This is a genomic window from Ruegeria sp. CDSA020 (genome assembly GCF_059612345.1).
Genome location: NZ_JBXWQK010000004.1, coordinates 333,243 through 349,616, shown reverse-complemented (window position 1 = coordinate 349,616; position 16,374 = coordinate 333,243). Strand labels below are relative to the sequence as shown.

15 protein-coding genes are annotated in these 16,374 nt (G+C 56.7%); 14 read left to right on the top strand and 1 reads right to left on the bottom strand.

Features of this window, described 5'->3' with window-relative positions; all coding sequences use genetic code 11:
• Positions 1 to 29: 29 nt before the first annotated feature.
• Both AC2FJW_RS09110 and AC2FJW_RS09105 read left to right on the top strand, forming a co-directional pair.
• Positions 30 to 1,730, top strand: coding sequence for a hypothetical protein (locus tag AC2FJW_RS09110; protein WP_496749894.1), 1,701 nt, complete (start codon positions 30 to 32; stop codon positions 1,728 to 1,730).
• A complete protein-coding gene (locus tag AC2FJW_RS09105; protein WP_496749893.1) occupies positions 1,727 to 2,461 on the top strand; it encodes a DUF3726 domain-containing protein in 735 nt (244 codons plus the stop codon). The genes AC2FJW_RS09110 and AC2FJW_RS09105 overlap by 4 nt, the downstream gene beginning before the upstream one ends.
• A gap of 199 nt (positions 2,462 to 2,660) precedes the next feature.
• On the opposite strand, the gene AC2FJW_RS09100 is transcribed toward AC2FJW_RS09105, so the two are convergent.
• Entirely contained in the window at positions 2,661 to 3,662 is a 1,002-nt protein-coding gene (locus tag AC2FJW_RS09100) for a nuclear transport factor 2 family protein (RefSeq protein WP_496749892.1), read from the bottom strand.
• 158 nt (positions 3,663 to 3,820) lie between these two features.
• On the opposite strand from AC2FJW_RS09100, the gene AC2FJW_RS09095 reads away from it, so the two are divergent.
• The 12 genes from AC2FJW_RS09095 to AC2FJW_RS09040 all read left to right on the top strand — a co-directional run bounded on the left by AC2FJW_RS09095 (position 3,821) and on the right by AC2FJW_RS09040 (position 16,356).
• Positions 3,821 to 4,870, top strand: a complete 1,050-nt coding sequence (locus tag AC2FJW_RS09095) for an ABC transporter ATP-binding protein (RefSeq protein ID WP_496691509.1) — start codon at positions 3,821 to 3,823, stop codon at positions 4,868 to 4,870.
• An 83-nt stretch (positions 4,871 to 4,953) separates the two neighbouring features.
• Positions 4,954 to 6,180 carry an ABC transporter substrate-binding protein gene (locus tag AC2FJW_RS09090; protein WP_271949112.1) on the top strand — a complete coding sequence of 409 codons (1,227 nt, stop codon included), beginning with the start codon at positions 4,954 to 4,956 and terminating at the stop codon, positions 6,178 to 6,180.
• Between the two features lie 65 nt (positions 6,181 to 6,245).
• Positions 6,246 to 7,274 carry a carbohydrate ABC transporter permease gene (locus AC2FJW_RS09085; protein ID WP_281972840.1) on the top strand — a complete coding sequence of 343 codons (1,029 nt, stop codon included), beginning with the start codon at positions 6,246 to 6,248 and terminating at the stop codon, positions 7,272 to 7,274.
• Position 7,275: 1 nt separating this feature from the next.
• Entirely contained in the window at positions 7,276 to 8,157 is an 882-nt protein-coding gene (locus AC2FJW_RS09080; RefSeq protein ID WP_496749891.1) for a carbohydrate ABC transporter permease, read from the top strand.
• Between the two features lie 178 nt (positions 8,158 to 8,335).
• Positions 8,336 to 9,325 (top strand): nuclear transport factor 2 family protein, encoded by a 990-nt coding sequence (locus tag AC2FJW_RS09075; protein WP_496749890.1) that lies wholly within the window; start codon positions 8,336 to 8,338, stop codon positions 9,323 to 9,325.
• 132 nt (positions 9,326 to 9,457) lie between these two features.
• Positions 9,458 to 9,988 (top strand): ester cyclase, encoded by a 531-nt coding sequence (locus AC2FJW_RS09070; protein WP_142639920.1) that lies wholly within the window; start codon positions 9,458 to 9,460, stop codon positions 9,986 to 9,988.
• Between the two features lie 11 nt (positions 9,989 to 9,999).
• Positions 10,000 to 11,340 carry a histidinol dehydrogenase gene (hisD, locus tag AC2FJW_RS09065; RefSeq protein ID WP_496749889.1) on the top strand — a complete coding sequence of 447 codons (1,341 nt, stop codon included), beginning with the start codon at positions 10,000 to 10,002 and terminating at the stop codon, positions 11,338 to 11,340.
• Positions 11,341 to 11,434: 94 nt separating this feature from the next.
• Complete coding sequence (locus AC2FJW_RS09060) at positions 11,435 to 12,484, top strand: ester cyclase (protein ID WP_496749888.1); 1,050 nt, start codon at positions 11,435 to 11,437, stop codon at positions 12,482 to 12,484.
• A 1-nt stretch (position 12,485) separates the two neighbouring features.
• Positions 12,486 to 13,253, top strand: a complete 768-nt coding sequence (locus tag AC2FJW_RS09055) for an SDR family NAD(P)-dependent oxidoreductase (RefSeq protein ID WP_496749887.1) — start codon at positions 12,486 to 12,488, stop codon at positions 13,251 to 13,253.
• Positions 13,253 to 14,272: a LacI family DNA-binding transcriptional regulator gene (locus tag AC2FJW_RS09050; RefSeq protein WP_142639914.1), complete on the top strand. Its 1,020-nt coding sequence runs from the start codon at positions 13,253 to 13,255 to the stop codon at positions 14,270 to 14,272. The genes AC2FJW_RS09055 and AC2FJW_RS09050 overlap by 1 nt, the downstream gene beginning before the upstream one ends.
• The gene (locus AC2FJW_RS09045; RefSeq protein WP_496749886.1) at positions 14,269 to 15,243 is read left to right on the top strand and encodes a nuclear transport factor 2 family protein; all 975 of its coding nucleotides are present in this window, start codon (positions 14,269 to 14,271) and stop codon (positions 15,241 to 15,243) included. The genes AC2FJW_RS09050 and AC2FJW_RS09045 overlap by 4 nt, the downstream gene beginning before the upstream one ends.
• Before the next feature lie 150 nt (positions 15,244 to 15,393).
• Positions 15,394 to 16,356: a cupin domain-containing protein gene (locus tag AC2FJW_RS09040; protein ID WP_496749885.1), complete on the top strand. Its 963-nt coding sequence runs from the start codon at positions 15,394 to 15,396 to the stop codon at positions 16,354 to 16,356.
• The last annotated feature ends 18 nt before the right edge of the window (positions 16,357 to 16,374 follow it).

Below are 16,374 nucleotides of genomic sequence, written 5' to 3'. Positions count from 1 at the left end.
CCAACGCAAATCAGTCTTAGGAGAGTCAAATGCTTGCTGCAATTTCCGACAGAATGCGCCCCGAAGCCGAGGTCATGGATCTCGCGCGGTTGGGGTCGCTGCATTCGTCGACACTCAGCTTCATGCGCACACTGGTGCGCCGGATCATGAAAGAGGAATGGTCCATCAACCGCCAACGCTTCGATCTCGACAACGACGGCTATGGGACTGCGATCTACCGGATCGAAACACCGAATGATGTATTCAGCTTTGTGCTGTTTTCAAATTTCTTGTCAGACGAAGATCGCAACGACCGCGTGATCGCCACCAGCTGGGATCTGACCATGGCGCTTTGCGAGGGCGAGGTAGACGACATCTGGCTGGAAGACATGCGCGGCAACGTGCCTCGGCAGGAAGCGGGCAGGGTGGATGCGCGTGTTTTCAGTCTGTCGCGGGCCAACCGCAGTTCGCGCCTGTTCACCCATGTGCTGGAGGAGCTCACCGCCGGGCGCCAGCCCGACGCTGAGCGGATCGCTGATGTGGGATACCTGTACCGCACTACTGCCGTTTATGGCAGCGGCAAGCTGGGCATGGCGGACTGGAACAAGGTGCGGGTTAAGTTTGCCGACTTCAACCGCCCCTTCGCGCCCGAGATGTTCATTTGCTACATGCTGCGTCAGTTCAGCCTGGATCAGGTGGATCACATCGCGAAGTCTCGCGCGCCCGAAACCGCCGTGGCACTGGACGATCGGCTCAAGCGCTTCTTTGGCATCGGAAACTCGACCGGCCTGGGAATGGCGCCTTATCTGGTGAACCATGGGGAGTTGCTGAGCCAGTGGATCGAGATGCGTGAAACAGCACTGGCGCAGGTCTTGCACAAAGCCACCCCGACCGACTGGCGCATCCAGCTTTTCCATGACCTGATCGACCGGGCCGAGCAACATTTCACCGAAAGTCGCACGGCGGACGAAGAGCAGCTCGAACGCAACCGGGTTCTGATAGCGGAACTTGCCGAAGTGCGCGTCTGGCTATCGGCGCAGGGTGATGCGTTGGAAACTTGGTCAGTACTGTCGGATCATGCCCGCGACGTCTGGAGTCTGGAGACTCAGGAACTTATCCACGCTTTATGCCTGGAGATTCATCCCGAACTGGTGAACGATCTGGAAGATAGTTTTACGGTCCTCCCCAATCCGGTGATTGACCCCGACATGGCCACCGATCAGCTGCGCACACTGATCGAGGATCGCTATGACTGGGCGTTGGCAATTGACTTCTCAGACCCGGAAAAATCGGATGCGTTCTGGTATCGCTCGGAAGAAAAATTGGAGCCCCGGCTGGGATTTGCCGGTGCTGATCCGGGGATTGAGAAACAAATGCCGTTGCCCATCGGTCGCCGTGTTCGCGCCTGCTATGACGTGTTGTTGGAAGACCTTGAAGAGCATCCAGGCAGTGACGTCATTCATTTCCTGTTGCGCCGCCCAGCTCTGAAAAGCATCGTGCGCCGCATCCAAACCATGAGCAGGCACAAATACGCCGAGATCCGAGCCAACCTTGCGGACCGGAACGTGCGCCCCATGGATCTGTTGCGCTGCAAGCTTGCCTTCTTTGGCGTCAGCAAGTTCGACCCTCGTTCGAAGCTATGGGTACGTAACACAATGTATCAGGGGGCACCGCTGATTGATGACATCGGCCAGACCTATGAAAGCTGGTTCCTGCCACTGAAACCGCAGATTGAGGAGGCACAGGCATGAAAGTATCCCGTAACGAAATGATCACCGCGCTGTCCCGCGCCTACGAAGGAGCCGGGCACGAGATCGGTGACTATGAGGACGCTGCCCAATTGGTCACTTGGTTGCAAATGGCGGGTCTGAGCGGGTTCGACCGTATCACCCTGCCACCACTGGCCCCCAAGGGTGGAGCGACTCCGCGGTTGGTGTTCGAAAATGACGACATCGCCGTTCTTGATGCAGGTGGCGCGGATGTCTGCGAGCACGGCTCATTGGCGGCCTATCTGATGCACTCCAAGGCCAACAAGTCGGGCTTTGCGATCATCGAGCTGGCCAACTGCCGCTATCCTGGCCTAATCCTGCGAAGCCTATCGATGGTTGCGCAGTTGGGCGTGTATATCTCAGCCTATTGGAAAGATCAGGTTGGATCACACGGAGCGAGCTTTGAAAGCGGCGCGACTTTCCCGCATTACTGGCGTTTGGATAATGCAGATGATAGCAAAGAAATCTCGACCATCACAATCATCTGCACAAATCAGCCTGCATTGCTGGCGGACGCGGTGACACGTCAGGTGGAGCAACCCGAACTTCAGCGGTTTGAGATTTCGGCGGCGCAGCTAGCAGCCAACTATAACCAAGCTTTGGAACAGGGGATTGAGGTTGACCCCGACCATTGGGATGCCCTGAACGCCGCCGCTTGGCCCATTCTCGTTCGCTCGGATACGCAATCCCGCTCAGGCGCGGGGCCCATGTGAGGCTTGGGATATGAGCCAGCGCTTGCTCCGTTTGCAAACAAGAAATGCCGCCCCGATTGGGGCGGCGTCGGACCGGAACTCGTTCAGCATGTATTCCCGGTGAATCGGCGCTGGGTCGCCAAAGAACCTTTTGACCCTACGCGCCGCGAGCCAGGGGTAGTGCACAGAGCCAAGGTCTGATGTGCGTCAATCCTGCCGGTTATGTTCGCGGTAGCTCGGACATTCTGGCAAGGATGTCCACGCCCTGCTGTTTCCAGAAATGTAAAAGGTCGATGAATATCCAGTTCTCGGCCAGCTTATCCCCGTCTCGCCGATAGATATCTATTACCCGAAATTCACCGGCTTTGTCAGTCGCAGGCATTCCCATGAACCCGCCAGTTGGACGGGCTGTGAAGTTCGGCCAGCCAAAAAAACCGCCATAATGACCCTCTGCCAGGCGGCATATGTGTTTGGTTTTCGACCGGTCAGTGAAACCAGCACGGAAAGGGCCTGCATGCTGTTGGGCGTAGCGTTCGATCGTGTAGGTCGCCCCGATCCCGGATGGCCCCCACCAGATCATGTCTTCGGACCATGTGCGCCGTAGCTCGTCCTCAAGGCTGAGGCCGCTGTTCCATTGGCCCAGATCGGAGATCATAGAGTTGATGGCCGCCAGAGTCCGCTCTCCTTCCGCCGCAGGTTGCGGACCGACCATCAGGCCGTCATGGGTCATGGGCCCCGGCTGCACGAGCTGCGCGGCTGTCTGAGGCGGGAACGGCTGCAATCCGGCCTGCATCATGAAATGAGGTATGTCGAAATACATCGCCGTTTCAGTGATTTTTCCGTTTTCGACCTTGTTGAATTCGCAATAGCGCAGAAATGTCATTTTGCCGTTTGGCGAGATACCTAGCCAATCTTTGTCGAACAGCCCCATGAGATGGCCCATTGATACAACCCAGACCGAGGTGAAACCGTCCATCTCGTTTTCTCCGGCCATGAATATGTCCATGCGGCGCTGCATTCGGGTCAGGCTTTGTTTCAGCGGAAGCCAGAACTGGGCACCTACGTCACTGGGGCCATGCAGTTCGTCAAAGGGATGGAATCCACGCCACAGATAGTCATCGGCGCAATATTTCGAGATCACGTCAGGAACCGCTGATTCTTCAGCTCGGCTCAGAGCTTCATAAAGATCCAGAACAATATTTTTCTCGGCTTCGTAAGGCATATTCTTTTCTTTCAGTGCTTTACCAGGAATTGAGCACAGGTTTTCAGTATAGTGAAACGTAGATTTGCAAACGCATGCAAAAAAAGCTTGCCTGATGTTCCATCAGATGTCTATGCTCTTGCAAACGTATGCACGAAAAGTGCACATGGGAGGACAGAATGGCCGAAATTCAACTTCGCAGTGTTGGGAAACGTTGGGGATCGTTTGTGGGGGTGGATAATTTCGACCTGACTATTGCCGACAAAGAGTTCCTGGTTCTTCTTGGCCCATCAGGCTGTGGCAAGACGACGACCATGCGCATGATTGCGGGTTTGGAGGACGCCAGCGAGGGCGACATTCTGATAGATGGCGAGCGTGTCAATGACATGGAGCCCAAGGACCGCGATGTCGCCATGGTGTTTCAGTCCTACGCGCTCTATCCGAACATGAATGTTTATGAGAATATCCGGTTCCCGCTGAAAGTGCGCGGCATCGACCCTTCCACGCATGACGAAAAAGTGCGCCGCGCTTCTGCCATGGTCGAACTGGATGACTTTCTGCATCGCAAACCGGCAGAGCTGTCGGGCGGCCAGCGTCAGCGCGTCGCTTTGGCCCGCGCCATTGTTCGCGAGCCAAATGTCTTTCTGATGGACGAACCGCTGTCAAACCTTGACGCCAAGCTGCGTGTTTCGACGCGCGCGCAGATCAAGAACCTCAGCCACGAGCTTGCCGTGACCACGATCTACGTGACTCATGACCAGATCGAAGCGATGACCCTTGCCGATCGTGTGGTGATCATGAAGCAGGGTATCGTGCAGCAGGTTGGCTCTCCGACCGATATTTACGATGCACCCGCAAACACTTTTGTGGCCAGCTTTATTGGCAACCCTGCAATGAACCTTATCGATGGTCAGGTTCAGAATGGGGTGTTTAGGGCTCAGAACACTGAGGTGCATGGGCTGAATGCGTCGGACGGCCCGATTACGCTGGGCTTTCGTGCCGAGGACGCCAATGTCGTGGAAAGCGGCGGCGAGATTAACGGGCCCATCTACACGCAGGAGCTTTTGGGCGACAGCACGATGGTCTCGGTTCGGATCGGTGGCGCGCTGGTTTCGGTCAAAGCCGACAAAACCTATCGCGCTGAAATCGATGATCAGGTTTCAATCCATATCCACACCGATCACTGCCACTTGTTTGATGCGCAAACCGGAACGCGTTTGGAGCGCTGAACAGAAAATCCAAACCCGCATTGCCGGGTTTAATGCAGGTGCAGACTTCGAAGATGCACCCATCTACCTAGGGAGGAATACAAATGTTTCTGAAGAAAATAGCATTGGCTGGGTCCTTGGCCGCCTTTGCCGCCAGCGCAGGTTATGCCTGTGAAATTAGCGGGCGCGTGAATATCGTTGGTAACGAATTTGCGGCCATTCAGGCCGTCGCAACCGGCGCGAAAGAATGCACAGGCGCATCGGTCGATTCAAACCTGACCTCCGAGCACCAGACCATCAACGTGGCTGGTCTGTCCGGAAACCCGTCTGAATACACCAGTGCCATCATCGCCAACAGCTCGATCGTGGCGTTGATGAACGAAGATGTTATTCGGCCGCTCAACGATCTGGTGGAACAGCATGGTCAGGACCTGCAGCCAGGTCAGTTGATCAAGATTGGTGATGACATTATGGCCGTGGCGTTCATGGCGAATGCTCAGCACCTGATGTATCGCAAGGACGTGTTGGAACAGGCCGGTGTCGAAGTGCCGACAACCTATGAAGAATTGCTCGAAGCGGCCAAAGCCATTCGCGAGCAGGGCATCATGCAAAACCCGGTTGGCGGCGCCTATGCGTCGGGTTGGAATCTGGCACAGGAATTCAACAACATTTTTCTTGGCTATGGCGGCAGCCACTTCAAAGCCGGAACAGCCGAGCCCAACGTGAATTCTGAGGCTGGTGTCAATGCGCTGAACATGATGAAGGCTTTGTCGGAATACATGAACCCCGACTTCCTGACCCACGATTCCAATGCCACTAATGCCGAATACCGTGCTGGTAACGTTGCAATCATGAATATGTGGGGTTCACGCGCATCGCAGCAAACCACGACCGAAGGTGTGCTTCAGGAAGTGATCGACGGTCATGCGATCGGCGCACCACTGACAGTCGGCGGCGGGTCGACGCCGGCATCGACCCTGTGGTGGGACGGCTGGACCGTCGGCAAGAACATCTCGGATGAAGAAGCCGAAGCTACGTTCATCGCGATGAAACACGGTATCCGTCCTGACATGCTGAACGATGAAACCACGCCGCTGGCGGTATGGTTGATCGAAGGCTACGAGCCTGGTGCGGACGCCGAAGGCGTGTTTGAGGCTGCCAAAATGGGCACACCGCCTTATCCGATGTTGCCTTACATGGGCCTGATGCACAGCGCGCTAGGCAATGAACTTTCAGACTTCATGCAAGGCAAGGAAAGCGCTGAGCAGGCGCTGGCCGATGTCGAAGCCGCATATCGCGCCGCTGCCATCGAACAAGGTTTCCTCCAGTAGGGCCTGACTCGTGCGGGCGTCTGTAAGGGCCGCCCGCACAAACCAATTCACGTGGGGATTGCGACATGCGCCATAAGACCTTCCTGTGGTTCTTCCTGCCCACCGGGCTTGCGATGCTGCTGTTCATCGCGATGCCGATAGTCTCGGTGGTGACCCAATCCATTTTCGCGCCTCATCCGGCCGTTTTGTTAGAGGTCGAAAGCTGCACCCCCCTGATTGGCTGCACGACAGAGACCACGATTGATCAAGAGGCAACAGCCGCCCTTCGCGCCGAGAAACCACTGGGCCGATTTGTCGGATTGGATATTTACCTGGACCGTGGCCACCTGGCGATCCAGGAAATTGGCCAGATCTGGGCTGTGAATGAGACCTGGGGCGGTTTCTTCTCAAAGATCGGTAATTTGCCCTTTTACAGGGCAATGGCTTTTACGCTGACATTCACGTTTGTTGTGACGCCGCTCACAATCATTTTGGGGCTGGTGATTGCGCTGGCAATCAACTCCCTGCACCGAAATCTCAAAGGGCTGCTGATCTTCTTTTCGCTTCTGCCGATGATCGTCACTCCGTTGATTGGCTCGCTTATCCTGTTCTGGATGATTGACAGCCGCGGGGTCATCGGCAACGCCCTAGTATATCTGGCCGGGGATCCGGATTTTAGCCTGAAGGCCTCAACCGGGCTGATGTGGGTGGCGCTGATGGTTTATGGAGTTTGGCACGCCGCTCCATTTGCATTTGTCGTGTTCTATGCGGGGCTGCAAACATTGCCCCAGGATCAAATCGAGGCCGCCCAGATAGACGGGGCAACCCGCTGGCAACAGGTTAAGTTCGTGGTCGTTCCTCATCTCATGCCACTGGTCACATTTGTTGCGTTGATTCAGTTGATGGACAACTTCAAGGTGTTTGAACCGATAATCGGGTTCAGCGCAGGTGCGCACGCACAATCCCTTAGTACATTCATCTTCAACGACTTAGGCGGTGAAACCCGGCAGCTTTCTTCCGCGGCCGCGACCTCTGTGATCACGATAATCGGAGTCGCCATTCTGCTGTCACCCGTGCTTGTCCGCACCTGGCGCGACTTCAAAGGAGCAAGATAATATGGCCAGCCGCGCACAAAGAATGCCTAGAAGTCTCCGGATCGCCTCGTCCTTATTTGTGATCCTATGGTTCGTTCTGGCCGCTTTCCCGTTCCTCTGGACGGTCTGGGGTTCGTTCAAAGTAGAGTTGGATTTCTTTTCGATCGCCGACTGGACCAATGCCATCACCGGAGCACGGACCGAAGCCGTCTATGGCTCGCCCTTCACAACCACAGGGTACGAGGGTGCCTGGATACAGGAAGAATTTTGGCGGAATGTTCTCAACACGGGGATCATCTGTTTCTTTGTTGTCACCATCTCGCTCACAATCGGAACGCTGGGGGGCTATGCCCTGTCTCGGTCGACCTACAACTATACGTTCTGGCTATTGATTACGGCACTTATCTTCCGGGCTATGCCACCGATTACGTTGGTCTCGGGATATTTGCTGCCTTTCTTCGAATGGAACATCTGGGGGATCCTTCCAACCACGATCATCGTGCTTGTGGCGATCAACCAGCCGTTCACTCTGTGGATGCTGCATTCTTTCTTTAAGAATATCCCAAGCGAGCTGGATGAAAGTGCCAAGGTCGACGGATGCAACCAGTTCCAGGCATTTCGTCGCGTGATCATTCCGGTGATGTGGCCAGGGGTGATCACCACCGGGCTGTTCTCGTTCCTTCTGGCCTATAACGATTTTGCCGTCGGGGCGATGCTGCTGTCCGAAAGCAACCGCACGATGGTGCCTGCCATTGCCGCGTTTCTTGGTACAACGCAGACCGAAGGTAACGTGATGTTCGCGGTTGCGGCTGTGGTTTCAGCCACAGTTCCACTGTTCATTCTGGTCATGTTCTTCCAGCGACAGATTGTGGGCGGTCTGACGGCCGGGGCTGTGAAAGGCTAACTCTGATGGGACGCACTCATCCTCAGTCCGTATCTGCCCATGCGCATACAGCCAGACTGAATGTGGCTGCGCGCAGGACCCGGCGGCCGGGACGAATTCCATTTGCTTTGATGCGCGCGGGACCTTGCGGGGCGCTTCTCCGAACACGCCCCGAACAGACCCCATTGAGACAGAGAAGATGAAAAACCTCGACCGCAAACCCTTTCTGAGTTTCACCGAAGCACAACGCCATCCTGGCAACTTCCGGCCGGCATTTGACGCTTTCTTCGCCCCCAGTGCACATGTCAACGTGGTGCATCCCTTCAATGAGGTCGCGGGCGGCCTCGGGCTGCACGATCACGTCATCGCCCCGCTCGCCGCTGCCTTCGACGGGCTTTTTCGGCGCGATGACATTGTCATGGCCGGCGAATTTGACGGGCAGGACTGGATCAGCGCCACCGGCTATTTCGTTGGTCGGTTCTCGCGCGACTGGCTCGGCATCCGGGCCACAGGCGAGCTTGCCTATCTGCGCTTCGGCGAGTTCCACCGGATGAAGGACGGCAAGGCGGTGGAAAGCTATATCTTCCTCGATATTCCAGAGCTGATGCTGGCCGCTGGACAATGGCCGATCCCCGACAGCCCGGGCAAGACCCGCGGTTTCACCGGCATGATTCAGGGCCCTGCCAGCCATGATGGCATCTTGACCACTCCGCAGGATCCTGCCGAGGGTGCCAAGAGCTATCATATGGTCACAGAAATGCTGGCCGGGCTTGCTACCGAGAACGAGGCTTGGCGCCCCTACTGGCATGACAACATGGTCTGGTACGGCCCCGGCGCGTTCGGTTCTTTCGTCGGGGTCGAGAGTTTTGCCAGCTTCCAGGTGCCTTTCGAAGCCACCTTTGAAGGCTGGTCTGGCGGCACTGCGGGCAACGGTATGACGGCGCATTTCACCCGCTATGGCGAAGGTAACTACGTATGCTCGGGCGGTTGGCCCTCGTTAACTGGCGTCCAAGTGAAACCTTTCCTCGGCCAGTCCGCAAGTGGCAAACGCGTCTTCATGCGGGTCTGTGACTGGTGGCGCCGCGAGGACGATCTGCTGGTCGAAAACTGGGTTTTCGTCGATGTCCCGCATGTGCTGTTGCAACTGGGCTATGACCTCTTTGCTGAAATCGCCGAGCAGGCTGCATGAGCTGCTCTGCCAGACATAACGCCGTTGCGCGCCATCCGGCGCTCAACCGGATGCCAAGGGATTTTCTGACGGCGGATTAATCCTCGCCCTCCACACAGAAGATCCCTTGGTAACCATAAAAGGAAGAGAAACATGAAGGGCTCCCGCCCCGAACAAGCCGTGCTGACACGTGACACGGACATGAGCAAAACCGACGAGACCCGCGCCGTGATCGAGGGGATGGTCGATGGTTTGAACGACCACCGTATCGAAGACATCGGCGAATTCTTCGCCGAAGGGTTCCGCTGGCTTGGCAACCAGGGTTGCGGCACCAAGACGGGCCTGAAGGAATTCCAGGAAAACTGGCAACGCCCGTTCCAGGCTGCGTTTTCCGACAAGACCTGCATCGACGAGGCCCGGCTTTATATGGGCGAGTGGGCGGCAGCTTTTGGCCGCCAGGAAGCAACCCATTCTGGCGAATTTCTGGGGATTGCGCCCACCGGCAAGCGCGTCGAGATCCGTTACATGGATTTCTGGAAAGTTGTCGACGGCAAGATCGTCGACAACTGGGTGAATGTCGATTTTGCCCATGTCGCCTCGCAGCTTGGCGTCGATCTGTTCCAGGGCAAAGGGTGGGAAACATTTGACCGGGGAGAAGAAATTCCGCCCCGGCCCGAAAATTGAGGATTAGGACAATGGCTATCGAATATCTGAAAAGCGGCAAACCCGAGGCCGACCGAGCCGAAGATGACGCCAAAACCCGCGCTGTCGTTGAAGCGACGCTGAAAGACATCGAAACCCGCGGTGATGCGGCAGTGCGTGATCTGTCGGAAAAGTTTGACAATTACTCGCCGGAAAGCTTCCGCCTGAGCCAGGAACAGATCGACGAGCTGATCGCCTCATTGACCGAACGCGAGCTGGCCGACATCAAGTTCGCTCAGAAACAGGTGATAAACTTCGCCCAGGCGCAGCGTGACTCAATGCTGGATATCGAGGTTGAAACCTTGCCGGGGGTCATCCTCGGCCACAAGAACATCCCAGTGCAGTCTGTTGGCTGTTATGTTCCTGGCGGTAAATTCCCGATGGTTGCGTCGGCGCATATGTCGGTTGCGACCGCTAAAGTGGCCGGTGTGCCTCGCATCATCGCCTGTACGCCACCGTTTCAGGGCAAGCCCAATGCGGCCGTGATCGCTGCCATGTATCTGGGTGGGGCGCATGAGATCTATGTCATGGGTGGTATCCAAGCGATTGGTGCCATGGCGATCGGTACGGAAACCATTGATCCGGTCCACATGCTGGTCGGCCCCGGGAACGCCTTTGTGGCAGAAGCCAAACGGCAGCTCTTTGGTCGCGTTGGCATCGACCTTTTTGCGGGCCCGACCGAGACCATGGTCATTGCCGACGAAACCGCTGCCGATGCCGAACTTTGTGCGACCGACTTGTTGGGGCAGGCCGAGCATGGCTACAACAGCCCCTGTGTTCTGGTCACCAACTCGCGCAGGCTGGCCGAAGAAACGCTGAGCGAGATCGACCGTATCCTCGGCATCCTGCCTACCGCCGGAACCGCAAAAGTCAGCTGGGATGAGTATGGGGAAGTCATTGTCTGCGACACTTATGACGAAATGCTGCAAGTTGCCGATGATATCGCTTCTGAGCATGTGCAGGTGATGACCGACCGTGACGACTGGTTCCTGGAAAACATGACCAGCTATGGCGCGCTGTTTCTTGGGGCGCGGACCAATGTTGCAAACGGTGACAAGGTGATCGGCACGAACCACACGCTGCCGACCAAAAAGGCCGGACGTTATACCGGCGGTTTGTGGGTCGGCAAATTCATGAAAACTCATAGCTACCAGAAGGTTGTTACCGACGAGGCTGCGGCAATGATCGGCGAATTCGGCTCACGCCTGTGTATGCTGGAAGGCTTTGTCGGCCATGCCGAGCAATGCAATATTCGCGTCCGGCGTTATGGGGGTATCAACGTACCTTACGGCGAAGGTGCGGCTTATCGCGAGGCTGCAGACGCGTCCTCATAAGAGTGAGGTCATTGCTGCAGAACTTGCGCTTGGGGTTTGCCCGGGCACCACGGGTTTTGAAAGAAAAGCAGATAACACAATGCGAGATTTCGCAATGGACACACATTCTACCCATAAGGCCCTGATCGCGCCATTGCGCGAAGCCATGTATAACTTTGACGAAACCGGCGTCCGAGCTGCACTGCAGGCGGTGATTGCGCCCGATGCCGTCATCCACATGCCCCATCCATTCGGCGACCTGACCGGGCCGCAGGAACTCTATGATGCCTGCTACTCACCGCTTTTGAAATCCATGCCCGATCTGGAACGCCGGGATTGGATTGTGATGGGCGGGCCGACGCAACATGGTGATGATTGGGTCTGCTGTGGCGGCCACTACGTAGGCACCTTCGTCGCCCCTTGGTTGGACATCCCGCCGACCGGGCATCTGACCCATATGCGGTTCCACGAATTCTACCGCTTCGAAAATCGCAAAGTTGTCGAAATCCAGGCACTCTGGGACATTCCCGAAGTGATGATGCAGGCGAAGGCCTGGCCGATGGCCCCGTCTTTGGGGCAGGAGTTCTGTATTCCCGGCCCGGCGACGCTGGACGGTATCGTGCGGGGCCCCTGGGATGAGGCAAAATCGAAGGCCTCCTGCGACCATATCGTTTCCATGCTTGAACATCTGGAAAAGCATCCCAGTCAGGGTGGCCCCGAAGTGATGGAGATGGAAAGGTTCTGGCATCCGCGCATGAACTGGTACGGGCCCGCCGGGATCGGCACCGGGCGCGGCATTGCAGGGTTTCGCAACTGGCACCAGATCCCTTTCCTGAGTGGTATGCCGGACCGAGGCAAATACGCCGACGAGATCACCTTTCATTTCTTTGGTGACGGTGATTATGCAGCTGTTACCGGTTGGCCGGACATGATCCAGACCATCACCCATGACGGCTGGATGGGTATTGCCCCTTCTGGCCAGCGCATCACTATGAGATCGTTGGATTTCTGGCGATTGGAAGATGGCCTGATCCGGGAGAACTGGGTGTTGGTCGACCTTCTGGACGTGTACCGGCAACTGGGCGTAGATGTCTTTGCCCGCCTGCGCGAATTCAACAAAGCGCGTGTCGCAGGTGAAATTACATACCCAGTCGGCGAGGTCTGATATGCTCAATTTTCCCAGTACCCCCAGTTTCAGTCTAGGCGGCAAACGTGCGCTAGTCGCCGGGGCATCGTCGGGCTTAGGTCTGGCCTGCGCCGTAGCGCTGGCAGAGCATGGGGCCGAGGTCACATTGGCGGCGCGCCGCGCAAGTGCGTTACAAGAGATAGCCGATCAGATGACTGCCAAGGGATGGTCTGCCAAGGTGCTTGAGATGGATGTCACCGATGTAGCAGGAACTGCCGCGGCTGTCGCCGAAAACGGGCCGTTTGACATCCTTTTGAACTCGGCAGGGTTTGCACGTCATAGCAAGGCGGTCGAAACAGTGCCCGAAGATTTTGACTCGGTCATGAACGTCAATGTCCGGGGGGCCTATTTCCTAACCCAAGCCGTTGCCAAAGGGTTGCTTGAGGCCGGGCGTCCCGGATCGCTGATAAATATCTCAAGCCAGATGGGCCATGTCGGCGGGCAGGAACGCGCGGTCTATTGCGCCTCCAAGTTTGCGGTCGAGGGCTTTACCAAGGCGATGGCGCTGGAATTCGGGCCCGCAAAGATCCGTGTCAACACGATTTGCCCGACTTTCATCCTGACGGATTTGTCCCGGCCTACATTCGAAGACCCGACCAAACGGGCCTGGATTCTAGACAAGATCAAGCTGGGCCGCCCGGGAGAGATTGAGGATATTATGGGCGCGGTAGTGTACCTGGCATCAGAGGCGTCGGCTTTGGTTACAGGAACAGCAATGTTGGTGGACGGAGGCTGGACGGCAGACTGATGGTTACTCAGAAAGTTACATCGTTGGACGTTGCCCGGCTGGCCGGGGTCAGCCAATCCGCCGTTAGCCGGGTCTTTACGCCTGGTGCATCGGCCTCGCAAAAAACGGTCGCGAAAGTGCGCAAGGCAGCGGATGAACTGGGATATCGGCCAAATTTTCTGGCCCGTGCGGTGGTCTCGGGCAAAAGCCGGATCATTGGACTTGTGGTCGCCTATCTGAACAATCAGTTCTATCCTGAAGCGTTGGAAAAGCTGACAAACAAGTTGCAAGAGCGCGGCTACCACGTGCTGGTCTTCATGGCGTCGCATCAGGCCGGCAACATAGACAACGTGATCGAAGAAATACTGGATTTTCAGGTTGACGGGATTATCGCGGCTTCGGTGGCTTTGTCGTCGGATCTGTCGGATCGTTGTCTGGCTGCCGGTGTGCCGATGGTGCTGTTTAACCGGGTTCAGGACGACCCGGCCATGTCGGCGGTCACCTCGGACAATATCGCGGGTGGGCGCAAGGCTGCCGAATTCCTTTTGGCCGGGGGGCATAAAAAGATCGGGTACATCGCCGGGTGGGAAGGCGCGTCGACCCAGCGCGACCGCGAAGCAGGTTTCAGGGCCGCCTTGCATGATGCGGGGGCGGAACTGCATGCGCGCGGCGTTGGTAACTTCACCAGCGAACAGTCGCGGGCGGCAACGTTGGAGATGTTTGCCTCGGACCCGCCCGACGCCGTTTTTGTGGCCAATGACCACATGGCTATTGCAGTGATGGACACCCTCAGATTCGAGTTGGGCCTAAGGATTCCCGAAGATGTTTCGGTTGTCGGATACGACGACGTGGCTGTGGCCGCCTGGCCAACCTATAGCCTGACCACCGTACGACAGCCTGCTAACCGCATGGTTGCCGAAACCGTGGACATTTTGCTGAGCAAAATCGAAGGGCCCGATGTTGGTCCGCACCGATTGGAAATAGATGGACCGCTGATTGTTCGCGGTTCCGCACGTATACCTGAAGGATGGAAGACATGAAGGGATTTGACCCGAAATTCAAAGATTTTCCTGACTATATTATTGGGATCACAAAAGAAATCTGGGAAGATCGGGGCATTGCCACGCTGCACCATTACTATGCGCCCGATATCGTAGTTCGATCCCCGGGGTCAGTTGTCGTTGGCAATCAGGGCGTCATTGCCGCTACCATGGCAACGCTTGCCGAGTTCCCCGACCGCACATTGCTGGGTGAGGATGTGATTTGGTCCGGCACACCGGAAGATGGCATGCTGTCCTCGCACAGGCTTTTGTCGACTGCGACCCATCTGGGCAACGGTGCCTATGGGAAGGCTACCGGGAAAAAGCTGGTCTACCGTATCCTTGCTGACTGTCACGCCATCAACAACCAGATCAACGATGAATGGCTGATCCGCGACCAGGGTGCGATTGTCCAACAGATGGGTTGGGACCCAAAAGAATATGCCCGCGATCTGATCGCCCGCGAAGGCGGCCCAGAGGCTTGCGCCCAGCCTTACACGCCGGCGAATGATCAGCCTGGACCTTACAAAGGGCGTGGCAATGACAATGAATGGGGTCAGAAATACGCCGACATTCTGAACCGGGTCATGTCTGCAGACCTGAGCGTGATCAGCGCCGAGTATGACCGCGCCGTGCAATCGGAATATCCGCGCGGCACGACTGGTCACAGCTGGGCTCCGGTCGATCGCTTTTGGATGGGACTTCGCGCCTCTTTCCCGAATGCCGAGTTCAAAATTCAACATCAGATCGGTCGCGATGACCCAATGATGCCGCCCCGCGCCGCGATCCGCTGGTCGCTGCATGGCAAGCATGATGGATGGGGTGTGTTCGGCACGCCGACGGGGGCCGAGGTCTTTGTGCTGGGTATTAGCCACGCCGAATTCGGCCCCTGGGGCCTGCGCCGTGAGTACACTCTGTTTGATGAAACGTCGGTCTGGAAACAGATCCTTTTGAAAACCGGTGATCTGTAAATGTCGCATCGTCTCTCAAATCTGGAGGCTGGGCAGGCGCTGCGGCGTTTTCACGCCCACCGGGCCAGCCTGCGTGCCCGGCGACTGAACAACCGCCCGCCTGGTTTCGGAGTTTGACCGCAGCGAACTCCAACCAAAAGGAAGACAGAAATGAGTACCATCCAAAGCCGCATCGTCCGTTATGGCGAATTGAAACCCTGTAAAACCGCGTTCATCGACGCCCATACCCCGGGGTCAGATCAAAAGGAAAACTTCACCATCGTCGGCGGGGGCGTATCCGAAAGCCCCGATCAACACGTCCACATCACCGATAAGATCGGTTTCAACATCGGTGCTGCGGGCCAACCGCCGAGATGCCGGAACTCTCTGCATAGCCACACCACGGCCGAAGTGTTCTTTGTTGCCAAAGGCCGTTGGCGGTTCTTCTGGGGCAGATACGGATCGGCTGGCGAGTTCATTGCCGAAGAAGGAGACATCTTCAACATCCCGACCGGTATCTTCCGCGGGTTTGAAAATGTGGGGCAGGACTATGGGATGATCATGGCGGTCCTTGGTGGTGACGATGCCGGGGGCGGGGTCACCTGGGCGCCACAGGTTATTCAGGATGCGCAGGCCCATGGCTTGATGCTGGGAAACAATGGGGTTCTTTACGACAGCAAAAAAGGGGAAACGCTGCCGCATAACGTACAGCCCATGCCCTTGCTGACTGAAGAGCAGTTGAAAGCCTATCCCGAGGTCCCCGTCGAAAATGTGATTGGCAATTACGTGGCCCGCTATTGGGATTTGATGGCGCTGTCATCAAACAGGCCTGCCGTTGTGATCGGTGAAAACGGCCTGATCAAGGACAAGCCGGGTTTCGAGGTTGATTTCCTTGGTCGCGGCTCGTGCGTGTCTGATCCGGTTAAAGCCGAAAAGCCTGTGGTCTTGATGCCGGCCAGTGGCCACTGGCGGATTACGATTGAGGATGTTGAAACAACCCTGACAAATGGGGATACCGCACTGGTTCTGCCCGGCGAAAGCTATGGCGTCACGCCTTCGATGACCGGTGACGCGGGGCTCTATCGCGTTACCGCAACCGAAGATCCGGCCGGTACAACTTGGACAGGTGCATGAAACAAACTGCGCTGCCTT

Coding starts and splice junctions, on each gene's coding strand:
- AC2FJW_RS09055 (WP_496749887.1), top strand. CDS start 12,486: ATGCTCAATTTTCCCAGTACCCCCAGTTTCAGTCTAGGCGGCAAACGT.
- AC2FJW_RS09100 (WP_496749892.1), bottom strand. CDS start 3,662: ATGCCTTACGAAGCCGAGAAAAATATTGTTCTGGATCTTTATGAAGCT.
- AC2FJW_RS09050 (WP_142639914.1), top strand. CDS start 13,253: ATGGTTACTCAGAAAGTTACATCGTTGGACGTTGCCCGGCTGGCCGGG.
- AC2FJW_RS09075 (WP_496749890.1), top strand. CDS start 8,336: ATGAAAAACCTCGACCGCAAACCCTTTCTGAGTTTCACCGAAGCACAA.
- AC2FJW_RS09105 (WP_496749893.1), top strand. CDS start 1,727: ATGAAAGTATCCCGTAACGAAATGATCACCGCGCTGTCCCGCGCCTAC.
- AC2FJW_RS09060 (WP_496749888.1), top strand. CDS start 11,435: ATGGACACACATTCTACCCATAAGGCCCTGATCGCGCCATTGCGCGAA.
- AC2FJW_RS09090 (WP_271949112.1), top strand. CDS start 4,954: ATGTTTCTGAAGAAAATAGCATTGGCTGGGTCCTTGGCCGCCTTTGCC.
- AC2FJW_RS09110 (WP_496749894.1), top strand. CDS start 30: ATGCTTGCTGCAATTTCCGACAGAATGCGCCCCGAAGCCGAGGTCATG.
- AC2FJW_RS09045 (WP_496749886.1), top strand. CDS start 14,269: ATGAAGGGATTTGACCCGAAATTCAAAGATTTTCCTGACTATATTATT.
- AC2FJW_RS09095 (WP_496691509.1), top strand. CDS start 3,821: ATGGCCGAAATTCAACTTCGCAGTGTTGGGAAACGTTGGGGATCGTTT.
- AC2FJW_RS09080 (WP_496749891.1), top strand. CDS start 7,276: ATGGCCAGCCGCGCACAAAGAATGCCTAGAAGTCTCCGGATCGCCTCG.
- AC2FJW_RS09070 (WP_142639920.1), top strand. CDS start 9,458: ATGAAGGGCTCCCGCCCCGAACAAGCCGTGCTGACACGTGACACGGAC.
- AC2FJW_RS09085 (WP_281972840.1), top strand. CDS start 6,246: ATGCGCCATAAGACCTTCCTGTGGTTCTTCCTGCCCACCGGGCTTGCG.
- AC2FJW_RS09040 (WP_496749885.1), top strand. CDS start 15,394: ATGAGTACCATCCAAAGCCGCATCGTCCGTTATGGCGAATTGAAACCC.
- hisD (WP_496749889.1), top strand. CDS start 10,000: ATGGCTATCGAATATCTGAAAAGCGGCAAACCCGAGGCCGACCGAGCC.